Source organism: Streptomyces sp. NPDC031474 (assembly GCF_055581185.1).
Map to the genome: position 1 here is coordinate 22,588 of NZ_JBVIJX010000038.1, position 23,631 is coordinate 46,218.

The following is a 23,631-nucleotide window of genomic DNA, read 5'->3' on the forward strand; positions in this document are numbered from 1 at the left end:
GGTTACTTGAGTCCGGAGGTGGAGATGCCCGAGACGAAGCCGCGCTGCATGATGAGGAAGAGCGCGAGCACGGGCACGACGTACATCACGGCGCCGGCCGCGACGAGGTTGGACATCTGGGCACCGTGTTCGTTGACGTAGCCGGTGGCGAGCTTGACGGTGAGTGTGGTGCGGTCGGAGTCCAGCAGCAGGGCGGGGGCGACGTAATCGCCCCAGCTCCAACTGAAGGAGATGATCAGGCTGGCGGCGATGACCGGCCAGGACTGCGGCAGGAAGATGCGCCAGAAGATGCGCACGCTTCCGCAGCCGTCGACGATCGCGGCCTCCTCCAGTTCCTTGGGCATGTTGGAGAAGAACTGCCGGAACAGGAAGATGAGGAAGGGGGCGCCTGCCAGGCCCCACAGCACCCACGGCATGTAGGTGTTCAGCAGGTTCATCCTGGCGAACAACAGATAGGTGGGGATCAGGGTGATGATCTGCGGCAGCATCATCGTCGAGATCAGTACCCCGAAGATCACCCGCTTTCCCGGCGCGTCCAGCCGGGCGAAGCCGTATCCGGCCCAGGCCGAGGCGAGCGTGATCAGCACCGAGTAGATGCCGGCGATCGTCAGGGAGTTGCGGGCGTACGCGAAGTACTCAAAGTGGGTTAGCGCGTCCTTGAAGTTTTCCAGACTCGGGTCGTGCGGCCACCAGTGGATGGGCATGACGCGCAGCTCGGAAGAGGCCTTCAGCGCGGTGATGACGAGCCAGCCGAAGGGGCTGAGAAAGAGGACGAGGGCCGCCACCAGGACCATGTAGACGGCACTGCGTCGGGCGAACACCATTACTTGCCTCCGATCGTGCGGGGCTTGTTCTTCGCCTGCTCCGGTTCCACGGAGTAGAAGACAGCGCCCTTGCTCAGCTTGAAGAGGAGCAAGGTGACGGCCATGATGATCACGAAGAGAACCCACAGCATGGCGGAGGCGTAGCCGTAGCGTCCGTTGGCGAAGTACTCGGCGAAGACGTTGATCATGAAGAAGTAGTTGCTCTCCGGAACGTTGCCCACCCCCGCGGGGGTGGGATCAAGCGCGATCAGGAGCGGCGCGAAGCTCTGCAGCGCCGCGATGACCCCGGTGATGACCTGGAAGAACAGCACCGGGGAGAGCAGCGGCAGGGTGATGCGGGTGAACGACTGCCAGGGGCTGGCCCCGTCCACTCGGGCCGCCTCGTGCACCTCTTTGGGTATGTCCTGGAGTCCCGCAAGCGAGATAATCATGACGTTGCCCGCGCCCCACATGGTCAGCATGATCAAGACATAGCGGGCGTACGGATCCACCAGCCAGGTCACCCCGTTGACGCCGAGGGAGTCCAGGGCGCCGTTGGCCGCCCCCGAGTCACGGTCGAAGATCAGTTTGAAGGTGAGGGCCGCACCGACCGGCGGGACGACGGCGGGCAGGTACAGCAGGGTGCGGAACAGGCCGCGGGCCTTGATCGGCTGGTTCACCAGCACCGCCATGATCAGCCCCGCCAGGATCGTGAGCGGCACCGTGATCAGGGTGAACAACCCAGTACGGGCCAGGGAGGAGATCGTCTCCGGGTTGGTGAAAACCTCCCGGTAGTTGTCCAGGCCGACGAAGCGGGAGTTGTCGGAGAGCCCGTCGGAGTTGGTGAAGCTCAGCCACAGGGCGTACCCAAGGGGGTAGACCGTCAGGGCTAGGAAGCCCAGCATCCAGGGGCCGGCGAACAGGTAGAAGTCCCGGGCCCGGCGCGCCCTGAGCGAGCGCCGCCCGCGCGCCGACCGGGCGGCCGGTCCCGAGGGCGGGGACGGCACGCGCGGCCCGGCGGCCCGACCGGTGAGCTGACTGGTGCTCACCTTACGAGCTCCTTGCCCTTGGCGATCTGCTCGTTCATACGCGAGTTCAGTTCATCGGCGACCTTCCCCGCCGAGGTGCCGGACTTGACCGCGCCCGGCAGCACCTTGTTGATGACACCGTCCAGGGCGGCCCTCTGTACGTACGGGGTGAAGGTCAGCGTCGAGAAGTGCTCGAGCTCATGCTGCTGCACCTCGAACGCCTGCTTCTGGAACGGCTTGCCCTGTGGCATCCGCGGACGCAGTGACTTCAGGGCCGGGATGCCCCAGCCGCTGCTCGCCCGGTCCTGGGCGGGCTTGCCGCCGAAGTACCACTCGAAGAACGTCCAGGCCTCGTCCTTGTTCTTGGCGTCCTTGGGGATCCAGCAGCCGGTGGCGCCGAAACAGGGGCTGATGCGGTGGCTGCCCATCTGGGGCGCGGGAGCGAAGCGCGACACGTTGGCGACCTTGGGGTCACTGCCGATCGATCCGCCGAGCCAGTAGCCGTCGCAGGCCATCGCCATCCGCCCGGCCTGGTAGGTGGGCCAGTCCCAGCCGTCCGGGTTGGGGTTGGCGACGCTCGGGCCGATGTCGGCCCGCGCGTACTGCAGGTGCCACTTCAGCGCCTGAAGCGCTTCGGGCGAGGAGAAGTCGACCGAGGCCAGGTCCTCGGCGAACAGACTGCCGCCGGCCGATGCGGTCATACCCATGACCTGGGAGAAGACGCCCAGTCCGGTGGCGCTCAGCCCGTACACCCTCACCTTGCCCAGCCTGCGCTTGACCAGCCGCTTGCCCATGTCCAGCCACTCGTCGTAGGAGAGCGGCTCGGTCTCGCTGGGATAGTCCAGCTTCGCGGCGTCGAACATGTCGGTGCGGTACCAGAACATCTGGTCCTGCGAGTAGTCCTTGGTCATGCCGTAGCGGGGGCCCGTGCCCTGCTTGGTGCCGTCGAAGCGCCAGACGTCGTTGACCGGGTCGAGGTCGGACAGCTTGAGCGCCGTGCTCTTGGCGAAGTACGGGTCCAGGTCGGTCATCAGCCTGCGTGCGGCGAAGTACGAGGTCTCCGACGCACCCCAGCCCGCCACCACGTCCGGCGGGGTCTTCGCGGCCAGCATGGCGTTGAGCTTGGAGTTGTCCTGGACGATGAGCCTGACCTTCATGCCCAGCGCCTTTTCGGCGGCCTTGACGTCGAATTCGTTTTCCACGGCCATGACGGTGAGCGTCGTCTTGCTCTTGCCGCCGGAGTCATCGCCTCCGTCGACCGAGGCGGCGCAGCCGGGCAGGGCTGCCGCGGTGAGCGCGGCGCCGGCGGAGGCTGCGAGGAAGTGGCGCCGTCCGAGGGCACCTGTAGCGGGAAGGGACACGGTGATGAGCCTTTCGTGCGGGTGGTTGCAGCGGGGTGGGGCAGGCGAAACGCTGGGGCTGATCCACGGTGGAAAGAGGGACAAATAGGGTTGGCTGGGGTGTTGAATGTGCACCGAAGGGCGTTGAGGTTTGAAGCGCAGGGCCCGCTCAGTCCACGTGCGCACTCGCCCTCGCGGCAGCCGACCACGGGCGGACGTTCCGCCTGGCGGTTGGGCAGGGCATGGGACGGACACGTCCAGGACAACGGTTTGTATCGATAAAAGCTGGCACCGGGTTGCGGATGCGTCAAGACACGTGCGGGAACTGTTTGGTCGGCGCACTGGTCGCACTGGTCGCAGTGCCGCGACGCCTGGATTGCGCCATCCGGGGAAACCGGCTGCTGAGACTTCGGCGGACAGTAGGTGGTGGCGTCGGAAGACGTCAAGGGGTCTGGCGCGGTGCCCTCCTGAGCGGCCTCCTGGCACGAGGAGGGGCCGGGGAAGGGAGGGTGGCTCCCGGCGGCCAATAATTTCTGCACCTCTCTTGACACGCTCGTAACACGATGTCAATTTTTATCGATACAAACCCTGCTCGCACACCCCACCCCTGGAGTACACCTGTGGCCACCGCCACCGCGATCATCAGCCTCGACATCGAGGGTCCGAAAATCAGCCGCCACGTCTACGGTCACTTCGCCGAGCACCTCGGCCGCTGCGTCTACGACGGCTTCTGGGTCGGCGAGGACTCGCCGATCCCCAACGAGGGCGGCATCCGCCTCGACGTCGTGCAGGCCCTGCGCGCCCTGAACATCCCCAACCTGCGCTGGCCCGGAGGCTGTTTCGCCGACGAGTACCACTGGAAGGACGGCATCGGCCCCAGGGACCAGCGCCCCAAGATGGTCAATACGCATTGGGGCAACGTCGAGGAGAACAACCACTTCGGCACCCATGAATTCATGGCCCTGTGCGAACTGCTCGGCACCGAGCCGTACATCAGCGGCAACGTGGGCAGCGGCACCGTCCAGGAGATGAGCGAGTGGGTCGAGTACCTGACCCGGGACGGCGACAGCCCCATGGTGCGGCTGCGCAAGGCCAACGGCCGCGAGGATCCCTGGCGGGTGAAGTTCTGGGGCATCGGCAACGAGACGTGGGGCTGCGGCGGCAACATGCGCGCCGAGTACTCTGCCGACCTGGCCCGGCAGTACGCCACGTACTGCCGGGACCACGGAGACAACAAGCTCTACCGCATCGCCTCGGGCGCGTCCGACGATGACTACAAGTGGACCGAGACGCTGATGCAGCAGATCAGCTGCTTCGGCTGCGAGGCCACCCCGCGCACCTTCTTCCAGGGCATCTCCTTCCACCACTACACGATGGCCGGCCCCTGGGAGACGAAGGGCAGCGCCACCGTCTTCGACACGGACGACTACTACCGGACGATGGTCTCCGCCCAGAAGATCGACCGCATCCTCACCGGCCACTCCACGGTCATGGACTGCTATGACCCGGGCCGGAAGGTCGGCCTGGTCCTGGACGAGTGGGGCACCTGGTGGGACGTCGAACCGGGCACCAACCCCGGTTTCCTGTACCAGCAGAACGCCCTGCGCGACGCGCTCGTGGCGAGCACGCACTTCGACATCTTCCACAAGCATGCCGACCGCCTGTACATGGCCAACATCGCCCAGACCGTCAACGTCCTGCAGGCGATGGTCCTCACTGACGGCGATTCGCTGGTCCTGACCCCGACCTACCACGTGTTCGAGATGAACAAGGGCCATCAGGACGCCGCCTCGCTCGCCGTGCACCTGCGTACCGAGAACGCCAGCCGCCCGGTGGGGGACGCCGAACTGGACACCCTGTCCGCCTCGGCCAGCGTCAAGGACGGAACCGTCCTCATCTCGCTGTCCAACCTCGACGCCGAGGAGCCCGCCGAGGTGACGCTCGACCTGCGCGGCGCCTCCATCGGTGAGCCGACCGCCCGCCTCCTGACGGCCGACCGGCTCCAGGCCCACAACAGCGCCCAGGCGCCGGGCACGGTCTGCCCCCGCCCCTTCGACGACCTGAAGGTCAACGACCGGGGCCTGACCCTGACGCTGCCGCCTCACTCGTTCCTCACCGTCCAGGCCCCGCTGGCCTGACCAGCACCACCACCCATGACGACAACCAACCGAGGAGTTACGAGGGCGATGAGTGAATCCGCGAGACCCGTCGAGACGGTTGTCGAGGTGGATGCGGCAGCACGAGGCACCGCCATCTCGCCCGATCTGTTCGGGGTGTTCTTCGAGGACCTCAACCACGCGGCGGACGGCGGTCTCTACGCCGAGCTGGTGCAGAACCGGTCGTTCGAGTACACGCCCGCCCACCGGCCGGAATGGCACGCCCTGACCGCCTGGGAACTACTGGAGCGAGACGGCGCCGCCGGGTCGGTCTCGGTTGCCGTCGAAGCGCCGCCGCACCCGGCCAATCCGCATTACGCGGTGCTGCGCACCACCACGGCCAGTACGGCCGGACGCGGGGCAGGGCTGCGCAACGAGGGCTTCGACGGCGTCGCCGTACGGGAGGGCGAACGCTACGACGTCAGCCTCTTCGCCCGCCTGGCAGACGGCACCGCGGACCGTCTGATGACACAGATCGAGAGCCGGGACGGCAGCCGGGTGTACGGCCGGGCGGAGCTGGGTCCGGTGCACGGGTCCTGGGAGCGGCACTCAGCGGTGATCACGTGTGAGGTGACGGACCCGGAGGCCAGGTTCACCGTGGTGGCGGGCGGGATCGGCACCGTACATCTGGACCTGGTCTCGCTCTTTCCGCAGGCCACGTTCCGCGACCGGCCGGGCGGCCTGCGCGCCGACCTGGCTCAGGCCATCGCGGACCTGAAGCCGAAGTTCGTACGTTTCCCGGGCGGCTGCCTCGCGCACGGGGTGGGGCTCGGCAACATGTACCGCTGGCCCCAGACCGTCGGGCCGCTGCAGGCGCGCCGACAGCAGCGCAACCTGTGGGGCTACCACCAGTCGATGGGCCTGGGCTACTACGAGTACTTCCAGTTCTGCGAGGACATCGGCGCCAAGCCGCTGCCCGTCGTACCGGCCGGCGTCTGCTGCCAGAACACCGAGCCGACCGGCCAGGTCGGCATCCCCGAGGAGCAGATGCCCGACTACATCGACGAGGTGCTGGCCCTGGTGCAGTGGGCCAACGGCCCCGCCGACTCCCCATGGGGCGCCCTGCGCGCGGCCGCCGGGCACCCCGAGCCCTTCGGTCTCGAATACCTGGGGGTCGGCAACGAGGACACCATCACCGACACCTTCCGCGACCGCTTCTCCCGCATCCACGACGCGCTGCGCGAGCACCACCCCGAGATCACGGTCGTCGGCACGGTCGGCCCCTCCCCCACCGGCGAGGACTGGGAGAAGGGCTGGGCGTTCGCCCGTGAGAGGAGCGTCCCGGTCGTCGACGAACACTCCTACAAATCCCCGCGCTGGTTCCTGGAGAACACCGGCCGCTTCGACGCGATGGACCGCGGGGGCCCGCACCTGTACATCGGCGAGTACGCGGCCCGGGACAACGACATGCGCAGCGCCGTCGCCGAAGCGACCTACATGATCGCCATGGAGCGCAACGGCGACGTCGTCCGGCTGGCCTCCTACGCACCGCTGCTCGCCAAGCGTGGCCACACCCAGTGGCTGCCGGACCTGATCTACTTCGACAACACGAACGTCTGGCCCACCCTCAATTACCACGTCCAGCGCATGCACTCGGTGCACTCGGGCGACACCGCCCTGCCCGTCACCGTCGTCGGAGCGCCCCGGGCGCGGCCCGTCCCGGAGCCGGCCCGGCACAGTGTCCACATCGGTACGAGTCACGACACCCGCGCCGAGTTCACCGATGCGCGCGTCGGCCCGCTGGGCGCCGACGCGGCACCTGCCCCGGATTTCGCCGACTGGGACGCCGAGTTGGGCCATTGGAAGCCGGGGGGCGACGGCCGCATCCGGCAGACGGCGCACGGAACGGACGCGAGGCTGGTCCTGACGGCCGCCGTGGACGGCCCGTCGTACGCCTTCTCCGTGCGGGCCAGGAAGAACGGCGGCGGCCAGGGCTTCACCATCGGCTTCGCCAGGACTTCCCCCGGCAACTGGTACCAGTGGTCGGTCGGCGACTGGCTCAATCGTGGCATGCGGCTCCAGCGCGTGGACGACGGTGTGCTGCACGACCTCAACGACTCGGTGGACGGCCCCGTCGAGACCGGTCGCTGGTACGACCTGCGGGTCGAGGTGGACGGCCGGCGCATCCGCTGCTACCGCGACGGTGAGCTGATCCACGACTTGGAGGACGACCCGGCGCCCCCGGAGGTCTTCGCCGTCTCAGCCGTCCGCGACAGCTCGGCCGGTGACGTGATCGTCAAGATCGCCAACTCGACGTCCGAGCCCGTCACCGTTCATCTCCGTCTGACCGGCACAGAGGTCGTCACCGGTTTCGAGCGGACCGCGCTCGCCGCACCTCCACACGCCACCAGCATGTTCGGGACCGCCCCGGCCACCCCCGTCGAGGACCGGCTGCCCGGGCCGGTCTGCGACATCCCGCCGCATTCCTTCACCGTTCTCCGCACGCGCCCGGAAGAAGATCGGGAATAGTTCAGCCATGACCCGATCCGCGCGACCGATCGCCGAACGACACTTGCGTCCGCCGATGGGCTGGAACAGCCGGGACTGCTACGGCACCAGGCTGGTCCTCGACGACCACGGCCGCCAGATGCCCGCGCCGAACCGGTTCCCCCCGGCGGCCGACGGCGCGGAATTCGGACCGCTGGCCGACCGCGTGCACCGACTCGGCCTGCGTATCGGCCTGCACATCATGCGCGGCATCCCGCGCCGCACCGTCGCCGCCCGCCTGCCCGTGGCGGGTATGGACTGGACCGCCGACGAGATCGCCGGCACCGGCTCCGTATGCCCCTGGAACTCCGACAACTAGGGTCTGAACCACGACCATCCGGGCGCGCAGGCGTCCTACGACTCACAGGTCGCCCAATTCGCCGAATGGGGGGTCGACTTCATCAAGGTTGACGACATGCTCTTCCCTTACCACGAGCGGGAGATCTCCGCCTACGCCCGGGCCATCGCCCGCAGCGGCCGGCCCATCGAGCCGAGCCTCTCCCCCGGCACCGACGTCTCTCTCGTCAGCGCCCTCAGCCGTCCCGAGCAGATCAGCCTGCTGACGCTGTGGCTCATCTCCCGTTCCCCTCTCATGATGGGCGGCGACCTGCCCACCAGCCCGCCGGAGACGATCGAGCTGCTCACCAACGACGAGACACTCGACGTCCTGTGGCACAGCGGGGACAACCGCGAGGTCCTCCGCGAGAAGGACCTCGTCCTGTGGACCGCCCGCGAACACCGACAGAGGTACCCGCTCCGCCGCCGTGTTCTCCCTTGCCGACAGCCCCAGGCGGGTCACCGTGCCGCTCGGCTCCATCGGTGCCCGCAAGGACGACCGCGTCCGGGAACTGTGAACCCGCACCGACACGACTCACGACGGCCAATGCCTGCGGGCCGACCTCCCCGCACACGGCGCGGCCCTCTACCGCCTCGCACCTGCGAGGCAGGGCTGACGCAGGGCTGAGGTGTAATGGTGAAGGATGTCCTGAGACCGCATACCGGGGGCGAACGTGGCAACGATTCAGGACGTGGCGAAGGCGGCCGGAGTCTCGGCGATGACCGTCTCGAACGTCATCAATGACCATCCCAATGTACGCAAGGCGACGCGGGAGAAGGTCCTCGACGCGATGGCCCGGCTCGACTACCGCGTCAACGTGGCGGCCCGGAATCTGCGCAAGGGCCGAACCGGCACCATCGGTCTCGCTGTCCCCGAGGTGGACAGCCCCTACTACGGACAGTTGGCCGCTGCCATCATCGCCGCTGCCCAGCGGTACAGCCTCCGGGTGTGCATCGAGCAGACCGGTGCGTCGAGGGAGAACGAACTGGACGCGCTGTCCCTGTCGCGCAACCGGCTCTACGACGGGCTCATCCTCAGCACGGTGGGCATGGGACCGGCCGACGTCGAACTGCTCAAGGTGGACCACCCGGTGGTCATCCTGGGCGAGCGGATCTTCGGCGGTCCCGTCGACCATGTGGCCATGCCCAACGTCGACGGGGCACAGGCGGCCACCCAGCACCTGATCGAGCGGGGCTGCCGCCGTATCGCGATGGTGCGCGGGCCGGTGGGAGAGGAAGTCGACGTGTCCAGCCTCCGCTTCACGGGCTACCGGCAGGCCCTGCGGGGCGCCGGCCTGCCCTTGGCCCCCGACCTCGTGCAGAGCATGGAGGCGCTCACCCTGCGCGCTGGTGCGCGATCCGCCAGGGACATGGTCGCGAGCGGGCTCGACTTCGACGGCGTGTTCTGCGTGACCGACACCGTGGCCATAGGCGTGCTGCGTGGTCTGGCCGACGTCGGGGTACGGGTGCCGGAGCAGGTCAAAGTGATCGGATTCGACAACGTCGAGGAGAGCGAGTTCCTCATCCCCTCGCTGTCCACCATCGATCCGGACCACGACATGATGGCGCGGCGGGCGGTCGACCTGCTGGCCGGGCGGATCGGGCAGACCGAGCCCGGGGCGGACCACGAGGAGTTCATCAGCCACTTCTCCGTGGTGATCCGGGAGTCGACAGGCGGCTGAGCCCGGCCGGCTCACTCCGGCGCCTCGTCGGGTGGCCGGAGTATGCGGGCTGTCGGGCTGTCGCTGCTCGGTCTCGGGACGATCTTCGGTCATGCGTCCTACCGCTGGCTTGCGAGTAGCGGCTCTTGGTGGTTTCCGGCGGGATTCAGGTCCCACCGGAGGAGAGGCGGTGGCGGAGCAGTGGGATCCCGGCTCGGCCGCGCATCTGCCTCATGATTTGCTTGGTTCGCGTGTCGACCCCCTCGGTGCGGCCGTTGTCGTAAGGCAGGGTGAGGCCGCCGCCGACGGCAGCGCGGGCCGAGAACGGGCCGCTGAGGGCTGATCCGGAGCACGCACCACCACACGCTCAACCGTCCAGCTCGACGCCGGCCAGATCGCAAAACGCTGGTCCACCGCTCGCGGGCGTTCGGGCTCCATGCTCTTCCTTGGCAGGCCCGTGGGCTCGTACTTTTCCGTAGTCGCTGGTCACCTTGGGCGTCGGTCCCTGCGGTGGGTGGCCTTGGCGTGTGCCGCCTGGCATTGCGAACGCGGAGAGCTGACCGTACCGCTCCCGTGCTCCGGTCCTGACGGCGGCTGCGGTCCAGCACAAGATCTTGCTGTACCTGGTTCACCGACGAGGTGGTCGGCTGTTGATGCTCGTGACGTTCGATGCCGACTTCAAGGCTTCCTGAAGACCCCCTTGGCCACCAGGCTGCTCGACAGCGTCGAGGCCGCCGTCAGCGGCGTCCGCCGTGTGCTCACCGCCGAACGCGACTTCGATCCCACGTGCTCCGAGCGAGAGTTCCGCGTGGCCATGTCGGACCACACCGTCGCCGTACTCGGCAGCGCGCTCTCCACTCTGCTCGACGAACTGGCGCCCAACGTCCGCCTGCGCATCGAACAACTCAACACCGGCCATGTCAGCAGCCCCCTGCACACCCTGCGCACGATCGACGCCGTGGTGCTCCCCTACGGCTATGTCCGCGACCTGCCGCGCCTGGACCTCTGCACCGACGAATGGGTCTGCCTCGTCTCCGCCGACAACCGCGCGGTGGGCGAGCACGTCACCATCGAGCAGCTCTCCGAGCTGCCCTGGGTCGTCTCCTACGACTCCCCGTCCTCGCCCGCCGTGCAGCAGAGGAGGTTCCAGGGCATCGAACCTCGCACCCGGATCGTGGTGGACAGCTTCACCGCGTTGCCCTACCTGATCGCCGGGACCAACCGGATCGCCCTCGTCTACCGCGGGTTCGCCGACCAACTGCCCACCGGGGCAGGGGTGCGGACGGTGTCCTGCCCCTTCAACGCCCACCCGAGCCTCGAAACCGTGTGGTGGCACCCCATGTACGAGGCCGACGCGGGCCACCGATGGCTGCGTACCGTATTCGCTCAAGCCGCACAGACGATCGACAAGCGCCCGCGAGCACGGCCACACGTGAACACAAGACTGAACGGAGAACGACCATGACCGACCGTCTGATCACTCACCTGCGGCACGTGGATCTCGCGGTGCCGGACTACGACAAGCAGGTCGCTTTCTACACGGATGTGGAAGCTGACACCGGTCGCCAGTGACACCGGAATCACGTTCCTGGCCGCGGAGGGCTCCCCGGAGCAGTACACGGTGCGGTTGCGCCAGGACCGCGAGAAGCGGCTGGACCTGATCGCGTTCGGCGCGGTCGACGCCGCCGCGGTGGACGCCCTGGCCGCCCGCCTCGGATCGGCCGGGGTCCGGCTGGTCAGCGAACCCGGCAAGCTCCAGACCCCCGGCGGGCTGTCCCACGTAGTGATCAACTCGGCACAGCCCGAGGTGACCCGCGCGTTCTACGAGAAGCACCTCGACTTCGCACTGTCCGACACCATCACCCACCCCGACATGGGCGAGGTGTTCTGGTTCCTGCGGTGCAACGCCCAGCACCACAGCCTCGCCATCTCCCGCGGCCCGCATCCTTCGGGAGCCATGGCGGAGGCGGGCTGCAGCGCGTCGGATGCGGGGCGCTGGCGCGCGGCGGGTGGCGCGTTCGGGGTCGCGCCGGGTGAAGTAGGCGCCACCGCACTCGCGGTAGGTGACGTTGGTGGGGTGAAGTTTCAACTCGGCCGATGATGCATGCCCCGAACCAAGGCGGCGGTGAGCACTCAACGCAGGGTGAGGTCCTTGGTGTGATGAGCCGCCTACGCGTGGCTCCGGAACGCTTCTTCGGCCCAGTGGGCCACGACGGCACCATTGATCTTGCAGTCGAGGACAAAGACCCCTTCGGGGCGGGACAGCCATGTTGGCAGGCTCCTGGCAAGGTCCTCGCCCGATCGGACGACGCATCCCTGGGCGCCCAGTGCCGTGGCCACGCCGAGGAAGTCGCGGGTGCCGTGCTCCGCGATTTCTGTGGACTCGCCCAGGGGAGCGAAGTGGTGCACCTCGGCGCCGTAGGCCCCGTCGTCGATGACCACGACGAGGATGGGAGCGCCGTGCCGGGCCTGGGAGATAAGGCTGTCGAGTTCGCCGAGGCTCATGAGCAGCCCGCCGTCCCCGACCACCACCACGGTCAGGGAGGAGGGTCTTGCCAGGGAGGCACCCAGTCCAGTCGCCAGCGACAGCCCCAGCGACATGAACGACTGGGTGAACACGAACCCGCGGGGGTCGGTGACGTTCATGTGCATGGGTGCCCAGCCGATGTGTTGGCCGCTGTCGGCGACCAGCGTCCGGCCCGGCGGCAGCAGCCGATCGAGCGCGCACATGAGGGTCCGGGGGTCGATACCGGAGTCATTGCTCTCGTCCGTGAAGTTCCACCCGGGGTCGGCCAGGTCCTCGGCGGAGACGACGGCGCGGTACCCGCGTGGCTCGGGCTGCTCCCGTCCGGACAGACTCCGCGACATGAGGCCCGCTGTCGCTCCTGAGTCACCGACCAGCGCGAGTTGGGCGGGGCGGTGCGCGCTCAGCGCGACCGGGTCGAGGTTCACCGCGATCAGGGGTACGTCGTGGCGGATCAGCTCGTCGTGGCGCGTCGTCCACGGTGTGAGGGACGCGCCGAAGGAGATGACGAGGTCGCTCTCCGGGAGCAGCCTCTGGGCCAAGGGCGAGGAGAAGCCTCCCGAGATGCCGACCGACCACGGGCTCCCCGCGAACATGCCCTTGGCCGGTGCCGTGGTCGCCAGCACCGCACCGCACGCTTCCGCCAGGGACACAAGCTCGGGCTCGGCTTCGACGGCGCCCCGGCCGGCCAGCAGGACCGGTCGTTCGGCCGAGCGGATCATCGCGCAGGCCCTGTCGATGTCCTCCGCACGAGGCACCGGGCGCGCCACCGCTGGAGCGGTCTCGATGACGCCGTGCGTCGGACACGGCTCCGACTGGACGTCCAACGGCAGGCCGAGGACGACGGGTCGTCGTTCCGACACCGCCTGCCGCCACGCTTCTGCGGTCGCCTGGGCGGCGGTCTCGCCCCTCAGGACACGCCTGTACGCCGCGCCGGTCGCGGAAACCAGGCCTTCCTGGAAGACGTGCTGACTGCTGCCGCGGTCCGTGGTGCTCGTCTCACCGGCGACCACAAGCAACGGCGTCCGGCCCTTGACGGCCTCGACGAGGGGGGTGAGCGCGTTGGTCAGTCCCGGGCCCTGGTGCAGGGTAGCCACCCCGACCTTACCGCTGGCCCGCGCCCACCCGTCGGCCATGGCGACCGCGCCGGATTCGTGCCGTGCCCAGACGTACTGGACTCCGTGGACGCTCCTGAGTCTTTCGACGACACGGAAGTTGCTGCTGCCGACGAGACTGAAGGCGACCTCGACGCCGAGATCCGCCAGGGTCGCCGCCACCATGTCGTAGGCGGCGCCGCCGACGGAACTCCCCCGAGCCTTGCCGGCTGTCCGTGCGTCGCGCAGCACCGTGCCGGTCATCGTGCAGTCCTGTACATCGCGGCGCTCAGATGCTGAGGCCGAGCGGGCCGAGTGTGTTCTGGGGCGTTGTGCATTGGCCGCCTCCTTGCTTCCAGTTGGGGTCCGGGCGAGATGCGCTCAGCCTGTCGTGGCCCGTATGACCTGCGGCACACTCTTACCGGCATATGGAAGACACTTTTTGTCTCGGCGCAGGACGACGGTGCAGCCGCCGTTCCGGATGCTGCGGTTCTCGGTGTGCCGGCGAACCGCGCGGGCGAGTGTGCGGTCCTCGACCTCCCTGCCGGCGGCGGCGAACTCGTCGGTGCTCATCGAGTGGTCGACCTCTACCTGCTGCTGGTCCATGATCGGCCCATTGCCGAGGCCGGTGATGACGTAGTGGGCTGTCGCCCCGATCAGCACGTGCGCGCGACGGTTGTGCTGGTCCACACGTCGATGGGCTCGACGCCCGCCCCCCGGGCCTACCCCAGAGGATTCAGACGATGGGATGTGAGCCGTAGTTGCTCGATGTCGGTCTTCAGGAGCGCGGTGAACTCGCTCGCGCAACCCGGCCGTCGTTCATCGGCACGGAAGCACCGTTGGGTGATGATGCGGTCCGGGACGGAGCCGTGGCGCTCCGGGGAGTGGCCGATGCCGATCTTCTCCCACGGGTGCTCGCCGGCGGGAGCCGCCACGGTGACGGGCTCATTTCGCTGCCTCCGGTCGCGCGAGTGAGCGCGAGATGGCTCGCGCGGTGGCCTGGACGATGGGTGCCAGTGCCGGTACCGATGCCTGCTCCGCCGGGACGACGATGGACAGAGCTGCGACGACCTCGCCGTTCGCGCCCCGGATGGGCGCTCCCACCGCGAAGGTGTAGAGGTCCACCTGACGGTCGTTGACGGCGAACCCGCGTGCCCTGACGTCGGCCAGGATCCGCCGTAGCTCCACGGGGGAGGTGACCGTCAGTGGGGAGAAGGACTTGAGGGGTGAGGCCAGCACCTTCTCCTGGACGTCCTGTGGAGCGAAGGCGAGCAGGACCCGCCCCACACCTGTGGGATGCAGGGGGAGACGGCCCCCGACACGGTTGATGACCGGTATGGACCGGTGACCGCTGAGCCGTTCGACGAACACCGATTCCTCGCCCTCCCGGACGGCGAGTTGCACGTTTTCCGAGGTCACCTGGAAGAGGTCCTCCATGAACGGAAGTGCGGCGTCGCGAAGGCTCTCTCGCTGAGGAGCCAGGGAGGCGATCTCCCACAGCTTCAGTCCGATGTGGTAGAGATCGTGCTCGTCACGCTCCAGGAACCCGCACGCCACAAGATCGGCCACCAAACGGTAGGCCGTGGTCAGGGGCAGGCCGCTGCGCCGTGCCAGCTCGCTCAGCGTGAGGGTCGGCCGGTCGTGGGAGAAGGCCTCCAGGAGGCGGGCCGCACGCAGCAGGACCGGGCCGGTGCCCCGGGAAGGGGACTGATCGCCTGCGCCCGGTCCGCGGCTCCCGTGTTCCACCGGTCGCTTCGCGCTCACCGTCCCACCCATCACGCCACCCCGGCGTGGACCGGCACCTTGGCCCACCCCTTCAGCCTGTTGTCGGGCTTGGGCGTCGGCTCCCCGCATCCGTTCGGCTCGTGCGGTACGGCTGTACGCATGCGGGCATCGGTCCGCAAGGCCGGCTTGCTGTACGGGGCTGTCACGGCGGCTCCTCGGTCTGCTCGCGGGCATCGGGCCTGGGCTGCCCGCTGGTGCTTGTCGCTGGGCGCTCGGGGGTTCGGCCCCGCGTCCGGGAGTTCAGAGGTGGCCGACGGCCGTTCCAGCAACGGGTTCCGGCCTGGCACGGGGGTCTCGCCCGCCGCGTCGCGTCTCCGCAGGACAGGACGCGGCGGGGCGGACTTCACGGAGTCGAGCTCAGAACATCGTGTTGTCGTTCGCCGACGTCCCGGGCACGCTCTGGATGATGTCCCAGCGCTCGGCGATCTTCCCGTGCTGAACACGGAAGAGGTCGACGACCGACAACCCGCGATCGCCGGGCGTCAGGACGAAGTGGTGGTGGACGGCCACCTGGCGGGCGCTTTCGCCATGGTCGGAGCCGACGGCTTGGGCGGCCGCTGCCGTGGGGGGTGGCCGCGGCAGCGGGCACGGCGGCGAGGGCCATGGTGAGAGCTCCGGCCACGAGTGCGGCAGCGAGGGGCCTGCGGGCGTATGCGGTGGCAGTCATGGTCAATGCTCCAAATTTGGAAGTTTGAATATTAAAGCAAAATCAGCAAAGCATGATCCGCAGTCCAGCGTCAAGTCGTGCCGGCCGCACGTTGGTTGAACGCGGGGCCTCCCAGCCACGGGTCAGGGAACGACCGGCAGCAGCAGGTGCGAGTCGTACCGGCCGCCGGTGCGAATGCGGTGCTCACCTCGATTGCGGGTCGGGACCTCGAGCCGGCCACCGGGGAGACCCTGCGCCTCCAGCGGACCCACCGGGTGCCCTGCGACCTCGACGACGAGCCGCTCGCCGGCATGGACGACCATCGAGGTGGGCCACAACGAGAGCTCGATGGGCACACACTCGCCGGGCGTGAGCAGTTCCTCGGAGACGTGCGTCAGGAACGGCTCGGAGGGCGTGGACCGCTTCGGGTCCACGGCGCGGTGGGAGACGCGGAGCCTGCCCACCGGACCGGTGTAGCTCAGTGCGGCGGGCAGTTGGCCGTCCGTTTCGAGGGACTGGACGAATGCACGAGCCTCGGGGGCTCGCAGGGTGATGTGGTGCTGCCTCTTTCCGTCCGCGCCTTCCTTGTACACGGCCGCGAACAGATCCATGTCGTCGGCGTCGGCGGCTTCGACCCACAGGTGGAGGTTGAGGTGGCCGGTGATCTCGACGTCCGTGTCGAATGTCGTCGAGAACCTCACGGAGGCACCGAGGTCGGCTCCGTCGTATGCCACGACCTCCGCGCGCTGTCCGGGCTCGGCAGACAGTGCACCGGAGCCGGCGTCCAGGAAGAAGGTTCGCCACTGCTGACTGGGCAGCGGCCAGTTCTCCTCGGGCCTGCCGATGACATCGGTACCACCCGGGTCGAGCACGGACAGGCGTACCCGCGGTGTCTCCGCCCAGTCGTTGTCGACGTCCTTGAGATAACGGTCGAAGAATTTCCGCAGGTCACGCACGTTTACTGGGTCCGCGAGGTCGAGCCACTCCTGGTCGTTGTGCAGCCGGAGCCACTTCTGGGAAGAGGCGATCTCCCGGAACGCCTGGAGCGTCCCGTGCGGATGGATCGGGCTGGTCCAGCTCGCCACGACGTACACCGGGACGGTGATCTGCCCGAGCTCGGGCCGCTTGTCCGCCCAGTAGGCGTTCATGAGCGGGAACCGTTCGATCATCGCGGTCAGGTCCTCGGTGTGGTGCTCGCCGAAGATGTGTGCGGTGATGTCCTCGTCGTGGAACTTGGTGTCCGGAATTCCGCCTCGGGCGACCACTGAGCGGTAGCTGTCGATGAGGCCCTCCCACGGCGCGATGGCTGCCAGATGTGGCGGCCGCAGCGCTGCCGCTGCCCACTGGATCATCGCCAGCTGGGAGTTTCCCGCCATAGCCACTTTGCCGGTGCACCAGTCCCGGGCCGCCAGCCACTCGATGACATCGTGCACCCTCCGCCCTGACGCGGTCCCCTGAAAGGCTTGGTCGCCACCGGAGTGGGAGGTTCCCGCAGCGTCGACCACCGCGATCGCGTAGCCGTGATCGCACCAGTAGCCGGGGTCGGGGGCCTCGAAGGCCTGCAGTCCGGAAAGGTCCCCCGCGGGCACCCCGAACTTGGTGGCCTTGAAGTTCTCGTTCCACCAGCCGCCTCGCTTGCAATACGGGGTGTAGACGAGGATCACCGGTACCCGCTCGTCACCTGTGGGCCGGTAGATGTCCGCGTACAGCACCGTGCCGTCCGGCAAGGTCACCGCCACGTCGTGCTCCAGCAGGATGTTGCAGGGCAGTGGATACGCGCCCTCGTCGTGGACCGAGCCCTTCTCGAGGACGACGGTCCGGGTGTCGAGCGCCGGGACCGGTGGCTCCGACGCCGAAAGTGGGTTGGCCTTGCGGAAGCTCAGGGTCGGCCCGAGCTCCTCCGAGTACTTCTCCATGTGACCCTCGCTGGTCAGGCAGTGGGATGAGGGCGGCCGGCTCGACTGCCGGAAGACCGGTCCGGCGGCGCGGAGAGGCCTGCCGGATCCGGGTGGTACGGCACGTCAGGGCGGCTCCGGCGAGAGACCGGGTCTCCCTCGCCGGAGCCGCGTCTGTCAGGAGGGGGTTTCGGCGGTGGCGGTCAGGATCGCGCGGCCGAGGATGTGGCCTGTCATGTGGAAGCCGAGGTAGGCCGGGGTGGCCTCGGCGTCGACGCCGATGTGCTCGACATCGAGGGCGTGCACGACGACGAAGTAGCGGTGGGGGCCGTGCCCGGCCGGCGGTGCCACGCCGAAGAAGCGGGCCGCTCGGGCGTCGTTGGGCAGTTGGAAGGCGCCGTCGGGCAGACCTGAGCCGGTGTCGTCGCCAGCGCCCTCGGGCAGTTCGGTGACGGTGGCGGGGATGTCGGCCACTGCCCAGTGCCAGAAGCCGGAGCCGGTCGGAGCGTCGGGGTCGTACACCGTCACGGCGTAGCTCTTGGTGCCCTCGGGGGCGCCGCTCCAGGACAGCTGCGGGGAGACGTCCTTGCCGCCGGGGACGCCGACGATGCCCGAGTACTGCTCGATGGACCAGGCGGTGCCGTCGGCAATGGTGGTGCTGGTGACGGTGAAGCTCGGCGCCTCGGGCAGGCGGGCGAAGGGGTCATTGGCAGTCAACGTGTCATTACCTTTCACGAAAGTAGATACACAAACCGTTCCGTGCCTCAGCGCACTCGCGCTGCACACGGGACGGGTCACAGGGCGCGTCACCGCCGTGCGGTGGTGGCGACGTGGCCGTAGCCGGAGGCCGCGAATCCTCCGAAGGAGGGCTGGGGTTCGTCGGCCACGGACTGGTCGCCCACCTGGACGATGCCGGTGCGGGGGCGGCGTGTCACCTTGAGACCGTAGGTGCCGTTCTCGGGAGTTTCCGGTGAAGTGGCATGCGGTCATCCATCTTTGTGCTCGGTCCGGTGGCTGCGGGTCACGCATGGAGCGAGCCGGAGCCCCCGTCGGTGTCGAGGTGTGCGAGGGACCATCAGGTGAGCCGAAGCGGTCTTCTCACCCGACCGGCTCACTTGCGCAGCTCGCTGTCGGGCACCCAGGTGCCGTGGAAGCCGTACCGCAGCCGGAACGGGATCTTCACCGTGGCGACGGGGCCGGCGGCGAGGTCGAGGGCGTCGAGGATGACCAGGTCGTGCCGGTGCTGGTCGCGCCGGCCGACCAGCGCCAGCAGATAGCCCTCACCCTCGTCGGCGTCCGCCGACTTCGGGACGAACACCGGCTCCTCCGGTGCGGCGTGCTCACCGGGAGACCAGTAGGTCATCTCACCGGTGTGGTCGTCGCGATGGAGGAGGCAGTTGAACGGAGGGCCCATCGGCCCGAATTCGCACATGGGCAGGTCGGGACGCAACGAGCCGACCCATCCGTGCCGGTTCTTCTCCATGAGCACCCGGGGGTCGGCCATGGGCATGTCGCCGGGAGAGGCGATGAGCTGCTCGCTGCGGTAGGTGTCGGTCGCGTCGTCCCAGTGGGCGGCGCCCTGGGTGAGGTCGAAGGTCCAGCGGTGCAGGAACGGAGGGGCTTCGTCCATCGGGCCCACGGTGGTCTTCGGGAACTGGGAGAGCCAGCCGGAGTTGGCGGTGAAGTGGTCGGCGACCAGGGTGTCGCCGGCTGTCCAGCCGTTGAGGGAGTGCGTCTCCATAAGGAGTTCGCTGCGGAACCACTTGATGCCGCCCACACCCTCCTCGCGGGGAATGACCACCGCGTAAGCCTCCTGGTTCGGGTCCCAGAAGAAGTACTGCTCCTCCCTCTTCATCCGGTCCGGGTCGGCGACATTGGGCGAGATGGTGAAGAGGAAGTGCTCCCGGGTGACCACCCAGTCGTGCACCATCGCCGAGTACGGCACCTCGAAGGACTGGGTGCGGGTGACCTTGCCGGAGGCGGAGATCTCGTAGAGGTGGATCTGCTTGTCCGGCCGACCGCTGGCGTTGTAGGCGAAGGCGATCAGCTCGCCGGTGCGCGGGTCGTGCTTGGGGTGCGCCGTGAAGGTACGCCCCGGGATCTGCCCGGAGAAGTCGTAGACGCCCTTCGTCTCCAGCGTCAGCGGGTCCAGCTCGTACGGGAGCCCCGCCTCCTTGAGCGCGAGCAGCTTGCCCGCGTGCCAGATGATCGAGGTGTTGGCGTTGCCGTCGTCGATGCCGAAGACGGACGGGTCGTCGGTGTAGGGATTGCGGTAGGCCCCGAACAGGGCCTGACGCGCCTGGCGTTCGAGCTGGAACCGCTGGGTGCGCACGAAACGGGTCTTCAGATCCGCGTGCCCGTTCTCGAACCGCACCATGTGGATCATGCCGTCGCCGTTGATGTAGGTGTCGTTCTCGAACCGCGGGGGGTACTGGGTGTCCGCGGCGTTGCGGTAGTAGGCGCCGTTCAGCTCCGGCGGGATGCGGCCCTCGACCTCCAGGTCGTAGACATCCGCCTCGATCCGCGACGGGGCGAAGAACCCACTGAACTTCGGGGTGTCCGGGAACTGCATGGTTTCTGGGGGCGGCTGGGTACTCACGGTTTGTCCGGGCTCGGGTGTACCGCTGGACTGCGTCGTTGCAGTGGCCATGGCTCTCTCCCCTGTAACAGGCTTGGATCAAGCGAAGGATTCGATGCATGCCGGTTGTTGGCAGCGCTCTGCTGTGAAACCGGGCTCGCAGAGCTGAGATATCGAGGCCGCGTGACACGCCACGCGCGGCTGCGGGGCGGGTTTGCTGTGGGAGCTGTCACGGGGTGGCTCCTCGGTCTGGGAGTTCCAGTGTGATGTCGGCGGGGGCTCGACATGAACGCGGTTCCGTTTTCCGGAAGACAAACCTGGCCCGTCGGTCTGGAAAGCGGGTTGTCGGCGCAGGCAGGCATCGGTGACAGCGATTTCGCGGCGCTCGGCAGCAGGGCTCGCAGGCGCCGGTGTGTGTCGATGGTGGCGGTGATGCCGCTGCGGCCACGCTTCCGCGCCGCCAGGTGACCGGGCCGCATCGGTTCGTGAGAGGAGCCGGAAGGGCGGGGCATGACTGTCCGGGTGGTTTTCGTGGACGACCAGGACGTGATGCGTTCGAGGTTCGCCGCACCGGCGTCGGTCCGGTGCGGTGGCGAGACCGTGTGCCCGGCGACAATCTCGCTAGTGACCGTGATTCTGTGCCACGGGCACCGGTGTCTCGGTCGGGTTCGCTGTGGTGTGCCAGGGGCGGCGGGGTACCGGCATCGTGAGTACGGCTGTGAGGAGCGCGGGGATGGCGAAGGCGTAGAAGCTCCAGTGAAGCGACAGATCGCCGTTGTTGATCAGGGTCAGGATCCAGGCGCCGTAGGTTGGGCCGATGGTGGCGCCGATCCGGCCGACGCCGAGCGAGCACTGCAGCGGTCCTGACGCGGTCTTCGTCGCCATTGGGTTAACGGTCTACTCGATACGCTCGAAAAGGACTGGGCGACCTCGACGCGGACACCCTCGTCTCCCGCGCGATCGCCCGCCACCGACAGACTTCGGAGCGACGGGCAGGGTGAACGATCCGTACGCCATGCCCAACGGCGTGCTGCGCAACAAACTCGGCATCACCGACCATCAGCAGCTCGCGGCAGCAGAGGCGGACATCACCCGGGCGCGCCTCATCATGCTCACCGAACGCCCCCTACCCGGCGCGTACGACCTCGGCCATCTCCGAGCGTTCCACGCCGCCGGAGAGGTCTTCGGCCGTCTCGCCTCCTCCGGTCATCTGCGGGATCTCCACCGGCAGGAATTCGTCATCCAACTGGCCGAGCTGTACGGCGACATGAACGTCCTCCACCTATTCCGCGAGGGCAACGGCCGCGCCCAGCGGGCGTTCCTGGCCCAGCTCAGCGCGGACGCGGGATACGACCTGAACTGGTCGGGCACAGACCCCCAGCGCAACGAGGACGCCTCGGTGAAGAGCTTCCTCGGCGACAACAGCCTGTTGGAGCAGCTGCTCGACGGGCTGGTCACCATGGGCTGACTCCCTGCCCGCCGAGTCGCGACGAACGCCCCGACGAGTGCGCTCTTCCGAGGCGAAGCCGCAGGTGGCGGCAGACGAGTCGGGCTGTACGCACCGTCATCCCCACCACCTCCGTCCAGATCCGCTGTCAGCCGGCCCCTCTGGCGGTCAGACGCTGCTGCATGCCCTGCGGCCGTTTGCGCAGGGGAGTATGCGACGAGGCTTGAGCACCAGGGGCGCCGGACGGGTCCCGGCTGCCTGACGGCGGGAAACCCGAGGTCAGACCGCCAGGTGGAACTGCTGGTTGGTGGTGCCGGTGCAGGACCAGATCTGCAGCCGGGCGTTGTTGGCAGTGGACATCTCGGTGACGTCCAGGCACTTGCCCGAGGCCGCGTTCACCAGGGTGTCCCCGTTGCCACGCTGCCAGACCTGGGCGGCGCTGCCGTTGCAGTCGTACAACTGCACCTTGGTACCGTCCGCCGTGCCGGCGGCAGGGAGGTCCATGCACTTGCCGAGCGCTCGGAGGGTACCGTCGCCGCCCACGGTCCACTGCTGCGCATCAGTGCCGTTGCAGTCGTACATCTGGACGGCGGTGTTGTTGGTGCTGCTGGCCGCGGCGATGTCCACACACTTGCCGCCGAGCCCGGTGATCGGACCGGTGGGCAGCTGGGTGTCGGGCATCACCGGGTTGTTCGCGTTGGTCAGCGTCTCCCAGGCCACGAACAGGTAGTTCGTTCCCCAGGGGCGACCGCGTTCGGTCAGGGCCTGAGTGTTCGCCATGGCGATTCCCTGCCTCGTGTGCAAGGCGTTGAACCCGGTCTCCGTGACCGGGCCGAGGCCACGTACGAGGGGTCCCCTGGTGCACAGATTCGCCGGTTCCGGGGCCGCGCGCAGTTCTTGGGTGGACTGCCATCCCAGAGCTTGCCGCAGGCGTTCTCCCACCTGGGGGTAGAGATCCACGTTCTGCATGAGAGCCGTTTCGGCGATGTGGGACATCGAGGCGATGCTGTAGCCGGTGTGCACGAAGTCCCGGCACGTCTCCTGTGTCATTCCGGTGATGTACCGGGTTGCGGTCTCCCAGTTGAAACCGCCGTCGGGACTCCGACGGGGCGTGGGCCCGTCCGATTCGAGATAGACGAAAGCGGGAACGCGTGCGAGGTACTGGTCGACGGCCTTGTCGAAGGTGACCCCGTCATTGGTGAAGACGGAGATTCCCATCGAGGCCTCGGCCTCGACGAGGTCCCAGTTGCTGGTTCTGTCATCGCCGTTCACCACGACGGGAAGGTAGACAGAACGCAGCATGTTGGCGAAGCGGTCGGCATTCGGCCAGTTGTGATACTGGTACTTCATGAGCTCGGCGGCCTTCACCCACGACGCGGCCGACCACGCCGTTTGAATGCCCGTGTTGGCACCCGTGTGGCCCGTGATCGTGGACGACCAGGCGTCCATGATCTGGATCGACTTCTTGGCGTACCGCTCGTCTCCGTTGATGGCCCACGCGAGTGCGTCGGTGTAGGCGGCGATCGCGTCCTCCCGTTCGTTCGTGCACCCGTTGTTCGGATTGCTGGCCACACCGCAGTTGACGACCGGGCGAGGCGTGGGGACGCGCGAGAGCGAGGCCAGAGGATCACTGATCATGTCGTCGTACGCCCCCTTCCAGGGGGCCGCGCTCTGCTGGACCTTGGTCCGCACGAACTCGAGTTGCGTCGAGGTTATGTTGACTCCCGGGTGCGCGAAACTCCGCGGCGCTGAAACCGGGCCTTGACCCCGAATCCTGAACACGGGTTATGCGGCTTGTGCCAGCGTAGTTGGTGTGCGGTGGAGGGCGTTCTCGAAGGCGATCGGTGATCG

The 23,631-nt window shown here is 68.0% G+C and carries 22 protein-coding genes and 1 pseudogene; 7 read left to right on the forward strand and 16 right to left on the reverse strand.

The features are described from left to right. Nucleotides 1–2: 2 nt before the first annotated feature. Genes ACZ5SK_RS45215 through ACZ5SK_RS45225 form a run of 3 tightly spaced genes read right to left on the reverse strand, consistent with a single transcriptional unit; the run spans nucleotide 3 to nucleotide 3,192 of the window. On the reverse strand, nucleotides 3–824 hold the full coding sequence (locus tag ACZ5SK_RS45215; RefSeq protein WP_334575765.1) for a carbohydrate ABC transporter permease: 822 nt from the start codon (nucleotides 822–824) through the stop codon (nucleotides 3–5). Further along, nucleotides 824–1,852 carry a carbohydrate ABC transporter permease gene (locus tag ACZ5SK_RS45220; protein ID WP_334575766.1) on the reverse strand — a complete coding sequence of 343 codons (1,029 nt, stop codon included), beginning with the start codon at nucleotides 1,850–1,852 and terminating at the stop codon, nucleotides 824–826. The genes ACZ5SK_RS45215 and ACZ5SK_RS45220 overlap by 1 nt, the downstream gene beginning before the upstream one ends. Next, nucleotides 1,849–3,192: an extracellular solute-binding protein gene (locus ACZ5SK_RS45225; RefSeq protein ID WP_334575768.1), complete on the reverse strand. Its 1,344-nt coding sequence runs from the start codon at nucleotides 3,190–3,192 to the stop codon at nucleotides 1,849–1,851. Before ACZ5SK_RS45225 ends, ACZ5SK_RS45220 begins: the two co-directional genes overlap by 4 nt. A gap of 599 nt (nucleotides 3,193–3,791) precedes the next feature. On the opposite strand from ACZ5SK_RS45225, the gene ACZ5SK_RS45230 reads away from it, so the two are divergent. From ACZ5SK_RS45230 to ACZ5SK_RS45240, 3 genes are read left to right on the forward strand one after another with little or no spacing between them, the layout of a single operon-like run. After that, complete coding sequence (locus tag ACZ5SK_RS45230; protein WP_334575769.1) at nucleotides 3,792–5,309, forward strand: alpha-N-arabinofuranosidase; 1,518 nt, start codon at nucleotides 3,792–3,794, stop codon at nucleotides 5,307–5,309. Nucleotides 5,310–5,357: 48 nt separating this feature from the next. Then, complete coding sequence (locus ACZ5SK_RS45235) at nucleotides 5,358–7,796, forward strand: alpha-L-arabinofuranosidase C-terminal domain-containing protein (protein ID WP_468577861.1); 2,439 nt, start codon at nucleotides 5,358–5,360, stop codon at nucleotides 7,794–7,796. 7 nt (nucleotides 7,797–7,803) lie between these two features. Then, nucleotides 7,804–8,133, forward strand: coding sequence for a hypothetical protein (locus ACZ5SK_RS45240; protein ID WP_468577863.1), 330 nt, complete (start codon nucleotides 7,804–7,806; stop codon nucleotides 8,131–8,133). A gap of 42 nt (nucleotides 8,134–8,175) precedes the next feature. On the opposite strand, the gene ACZ5SK_RS45245 is transcribed toward ACZ5SK_RS45240, so the two are convergent. Continuing rightward, the gene (locus tag ACZ5SK_RS45245; protein WP_334575773.1) at nucleotides 8,176–8,613 is read right to left on the reverse strand and encodes a hypothetical protein; all 438 of its coding nucleotides are present in this window, start codon (nucleotides 8,611–8,613) and stop codon (nucleotides 8,176–8,178) included. Nucleotides 8,614–8,824: 211 nt separating this feature from the next. Between ACZ5SK_RS45245 and ACZ5SK_RS45250 the strand changes: the two genes are divergently transcribed. The 3 genes and pseudogenes from ACZ5SK_RS45250 to ACZ5SK_RS45260 all read left to right on the forward strand — a co-directional run bounded on the left by ACZ5SK_RS45250 (nucleotide 8,825) and on the right by ACZ5SK_RS45260 (nucleotide 11,912). Next, entirely contained in the window at nucleotides 8,825–9,832 is a 1,008-nt protein-coding gene (locus ACZ5SK_RS45250) for a LacI family DNA-binding transcriptional regulator (protein ID WP_468577866.1), read from the forward strand. A 679-nt stretch (nucleotides 9,833–10,511) separates the two neighbouring features. After that, entirely contained in the window at nucleotides 10,512–11,276 is a 765-nt protein-coding gene (locus ACZ5SK_RS45255; protein WP_468577868.1) for a LysR substrate-binding domain-containing protein, read from the forward strand. Beyond that, nucleotides 11,273–11,912, forward strand: a pseudogene (locus ACZ5SK_RS45260) (VOC family protein). Before ACZ5SK_RS45255 ends, ACZ5SK_RS45260 begins: the two are co-directional and overlap by 4 nt. Before the next feature lie 68 nt (nucleotides 11,913–11,980). Here ACZ5SK_RS45260 and ACZ5SK_RS45265 read toward each other — a convergent pair. From ACZ5SK_RS45265 to ACZ5SK_RS45315, 11 genes are all read right to left on the reverse strand, one after another. Continuing rightward, nucleotides 11,981–13,693 (reverse strand): thiamine pyrophosphate-binding protein, encoded by a 1,713-nt coding sequence (locus ACZ5SK_RS45265; protein ID WP_334575778.1) that lies wholly within the window; start codon nucleotides 13,691–13,693, stop codon nucleotides 11,981–11,983. A gap of 117 nt (nucleotides 13,694–13,810) precedes the next feature. Continuing rightward, on the reverse strand, nucleotides 13,811–14,119 hold the full coding sequence (locus ACZ5SK_RS45270; protein WP_334575779.1) for a hypothetical protein: 309 nt from the start codon (nucleotides 14,117–14,119) through the stop codon (nucleotides 13,811–13,813). Nucleotides 14,120–14,151: 32 nt separating this feature from the next. Next, on the reverse strand, nucleotides 14,152–14,364 hold the full coding sequence (locus ACZ5SK_RS45275) for a hypothetical protein (RefSeq protein ID WP_334575781.1): 213 nt from the start codon (nucleotides 14,362–14,364) through the stop codon (nucleotides 14,152–14,154). A 10-nt stretch (nucleotides 14,365–14,374) separates the two neighbouring features. Continuing rightward, entirely contained in the window at nucleotides 14,375–15,193 is an 819-nt protein-coding gene (locus ACZ5SK_RS45280) for an IclR family transcriptional regulator (protein WP_334575782.1), read from the reverse strand. Between the two features lie 11 nt (nucleotides 15,194–15,204). Continuing rightward, complete coding sequence (locus ACZ5SK_RS45285) at nucleotides 15,205–15,360, reverse strand: hypothetical protein (RefSeq protein ID WP_334575783.1); 156 nt, start codon at nucleotides 15,358–15,360, stop codon at nucleotides 15,205–15,207. A 211-nt stretch (nucleotides 15,361–15,571) separates the two neighbouring features. Further along, a complete protein-coding gene (locus ACZ5SK_RS45290) occupies nucleotides 15,572–15,724 on the reverse strand; it encodes a nuclear transport factor 2 family protein (RefSeq protein WP_334575784.1) in 153 nt (50 codons plus the stop codon). Nucleotides 15,725–16,003: 279 nt separating this feature from the next. Then, a complete protein-coding gene (locus ACZ5SK_RS45295) occupies nucleotides 16,004–17,776 on the reverse strand; it encodes a CocE/NonD family hydrolase (protein WP_334575786.1) in 1,773 nt (590 codons plus the stop codon). Between the two features lie 156 nt (nucleotides 17,777–17,932). Beyond that, complete coding sequence (locus ACZ5SK_RS45300) at nucleotides 17,933–18,472, reverse strand: YbhB/YbcL family Raf kinase inhibitor-like protein (RefSeq protein ID WP_334575787.1); 540 nt, start codon at nucleotides 18,470–18,472, stop codon at nucleotides 17,933–17,935. A gap of 89 nt (nucleotides 18,473–18,561) precedes the next feature. Further along, entirely contained in the window at nucleotides 18,562–18,690 is a 129-nt protein-coding gene (locus ACZ5SK_RS45305) for a hypothetical protein (RefSeq protein WP_361707759.1), read from the reverse strand. 176 nt (nucleotides 18,691–18,866) lie between these two features. Further along, nucleotides 18,867–20,354, reverse strand: coding sequence for a carotenoid oxygenase family protein (locus ACZ5SK_RS45310; RefSeq protein ID WP_361707762.1), 1,488 nt, complete (start codon nucleotides 20,352–20,354; stop codon nucleotides 18,867–18,869). Nucleotides 20,355–20,954: 600 nt separating this feature from the next. After that, nucleotides 20,955–21,218, reverse strand: coding sequence for a hypothetical protein (locus ACZ5SK_RS45315; protein WP_361707765.1), 264 nt, complete (start codon nucleotides 21,216–21,218; stop codon nucleotides 20,955–20,957). Nucleotides 21,219–21,330: 112 nt separating this feature from the next. Here ACZ5SK_RS45315 and ACZ5SK_RS45320 point away from each other — a divergent pair, with 112 nt between their 5' ends. After that, nucleotides 21,331–21,801, forward strand: a complete 471-nt coding sequence (locus ACZ5SK_RS45320; protein WP_361707767.1) for a Fic/DOC family protein — start codon at nucleotides 21,331–21,333, stop codon at nucleotides 21,799–21,801. A gap of 258 nt (nucleotides 21,802–22,059) precedes the next feature. Here the strand turns inward: ACZ5SK_RS45320 and ACZ5SK_RS45325 are convergent, their stop codons facing one another. Further along, nucleotides 22,060–23,472 carry a ricin-type beta-trefoil lectin domain protein gene (locus tag ACZ5SK_RS45325; RefSeq protein ID WP_334575792.1) on the reverse strand — a complete coding sequence of 471 codons (1,413 nt, stop codon included), beginning with the start codon at nucleotides 23,470–23,472 and terminating at the stop codon, nucleotides 22,060–22,062. Nucleotides 23,473–23,631: the final 159 nt, after the last annotated feature.

Bases quoted from the DNA above. Each gene is read 5' to 3' on its own strand.
- ACZ5SK_RS45315 (WP_361707765.1), bottom strand. From the start codon at position 21,218: ATGGCGACGAAGACCGCGTCAGGACCGCTGCAGTGCTCGCTCGGCGTC.
- ACZ5SK_RS45235 (WP_468577861.1), top strand. From the start codon at position 5,358: ATGAGTGAATCCGCGAGACCCGTCGAGACGGTTGTCGAGGTGGATGCG.
- ACZ5SK_RS45265 (WP_334575778.1), bottom strand. From the start codon at position 13,693: ATGACCGGCACGGTGCTGCGCGACGCACGGACAGCCGGCAAGGCTCGG.
- ACZ5SK_RS45215 (WP_334575765.1), bottom strand. From the start codon at position 824: ATGGTGTTCGCCCGACGCAGTGCCGTCTACATGGTCCTGGTGGCGGCC.
- ACZ5SK_RS45295 (WP_334575786.1), bottom strand. From the start codon at position 17,776: ATGGAGAAGTACTCGGAGGAGCTCGGGCCGACCCTGAGCTTCCGCAAG.
- ACZ5SK_RS45240 (WP_468577863.1), top strand. From the start codon at position 7,804: ATGACCCGATCCGCGCGACCGATCGCCGAACGACACTTGCGTCCGCCG.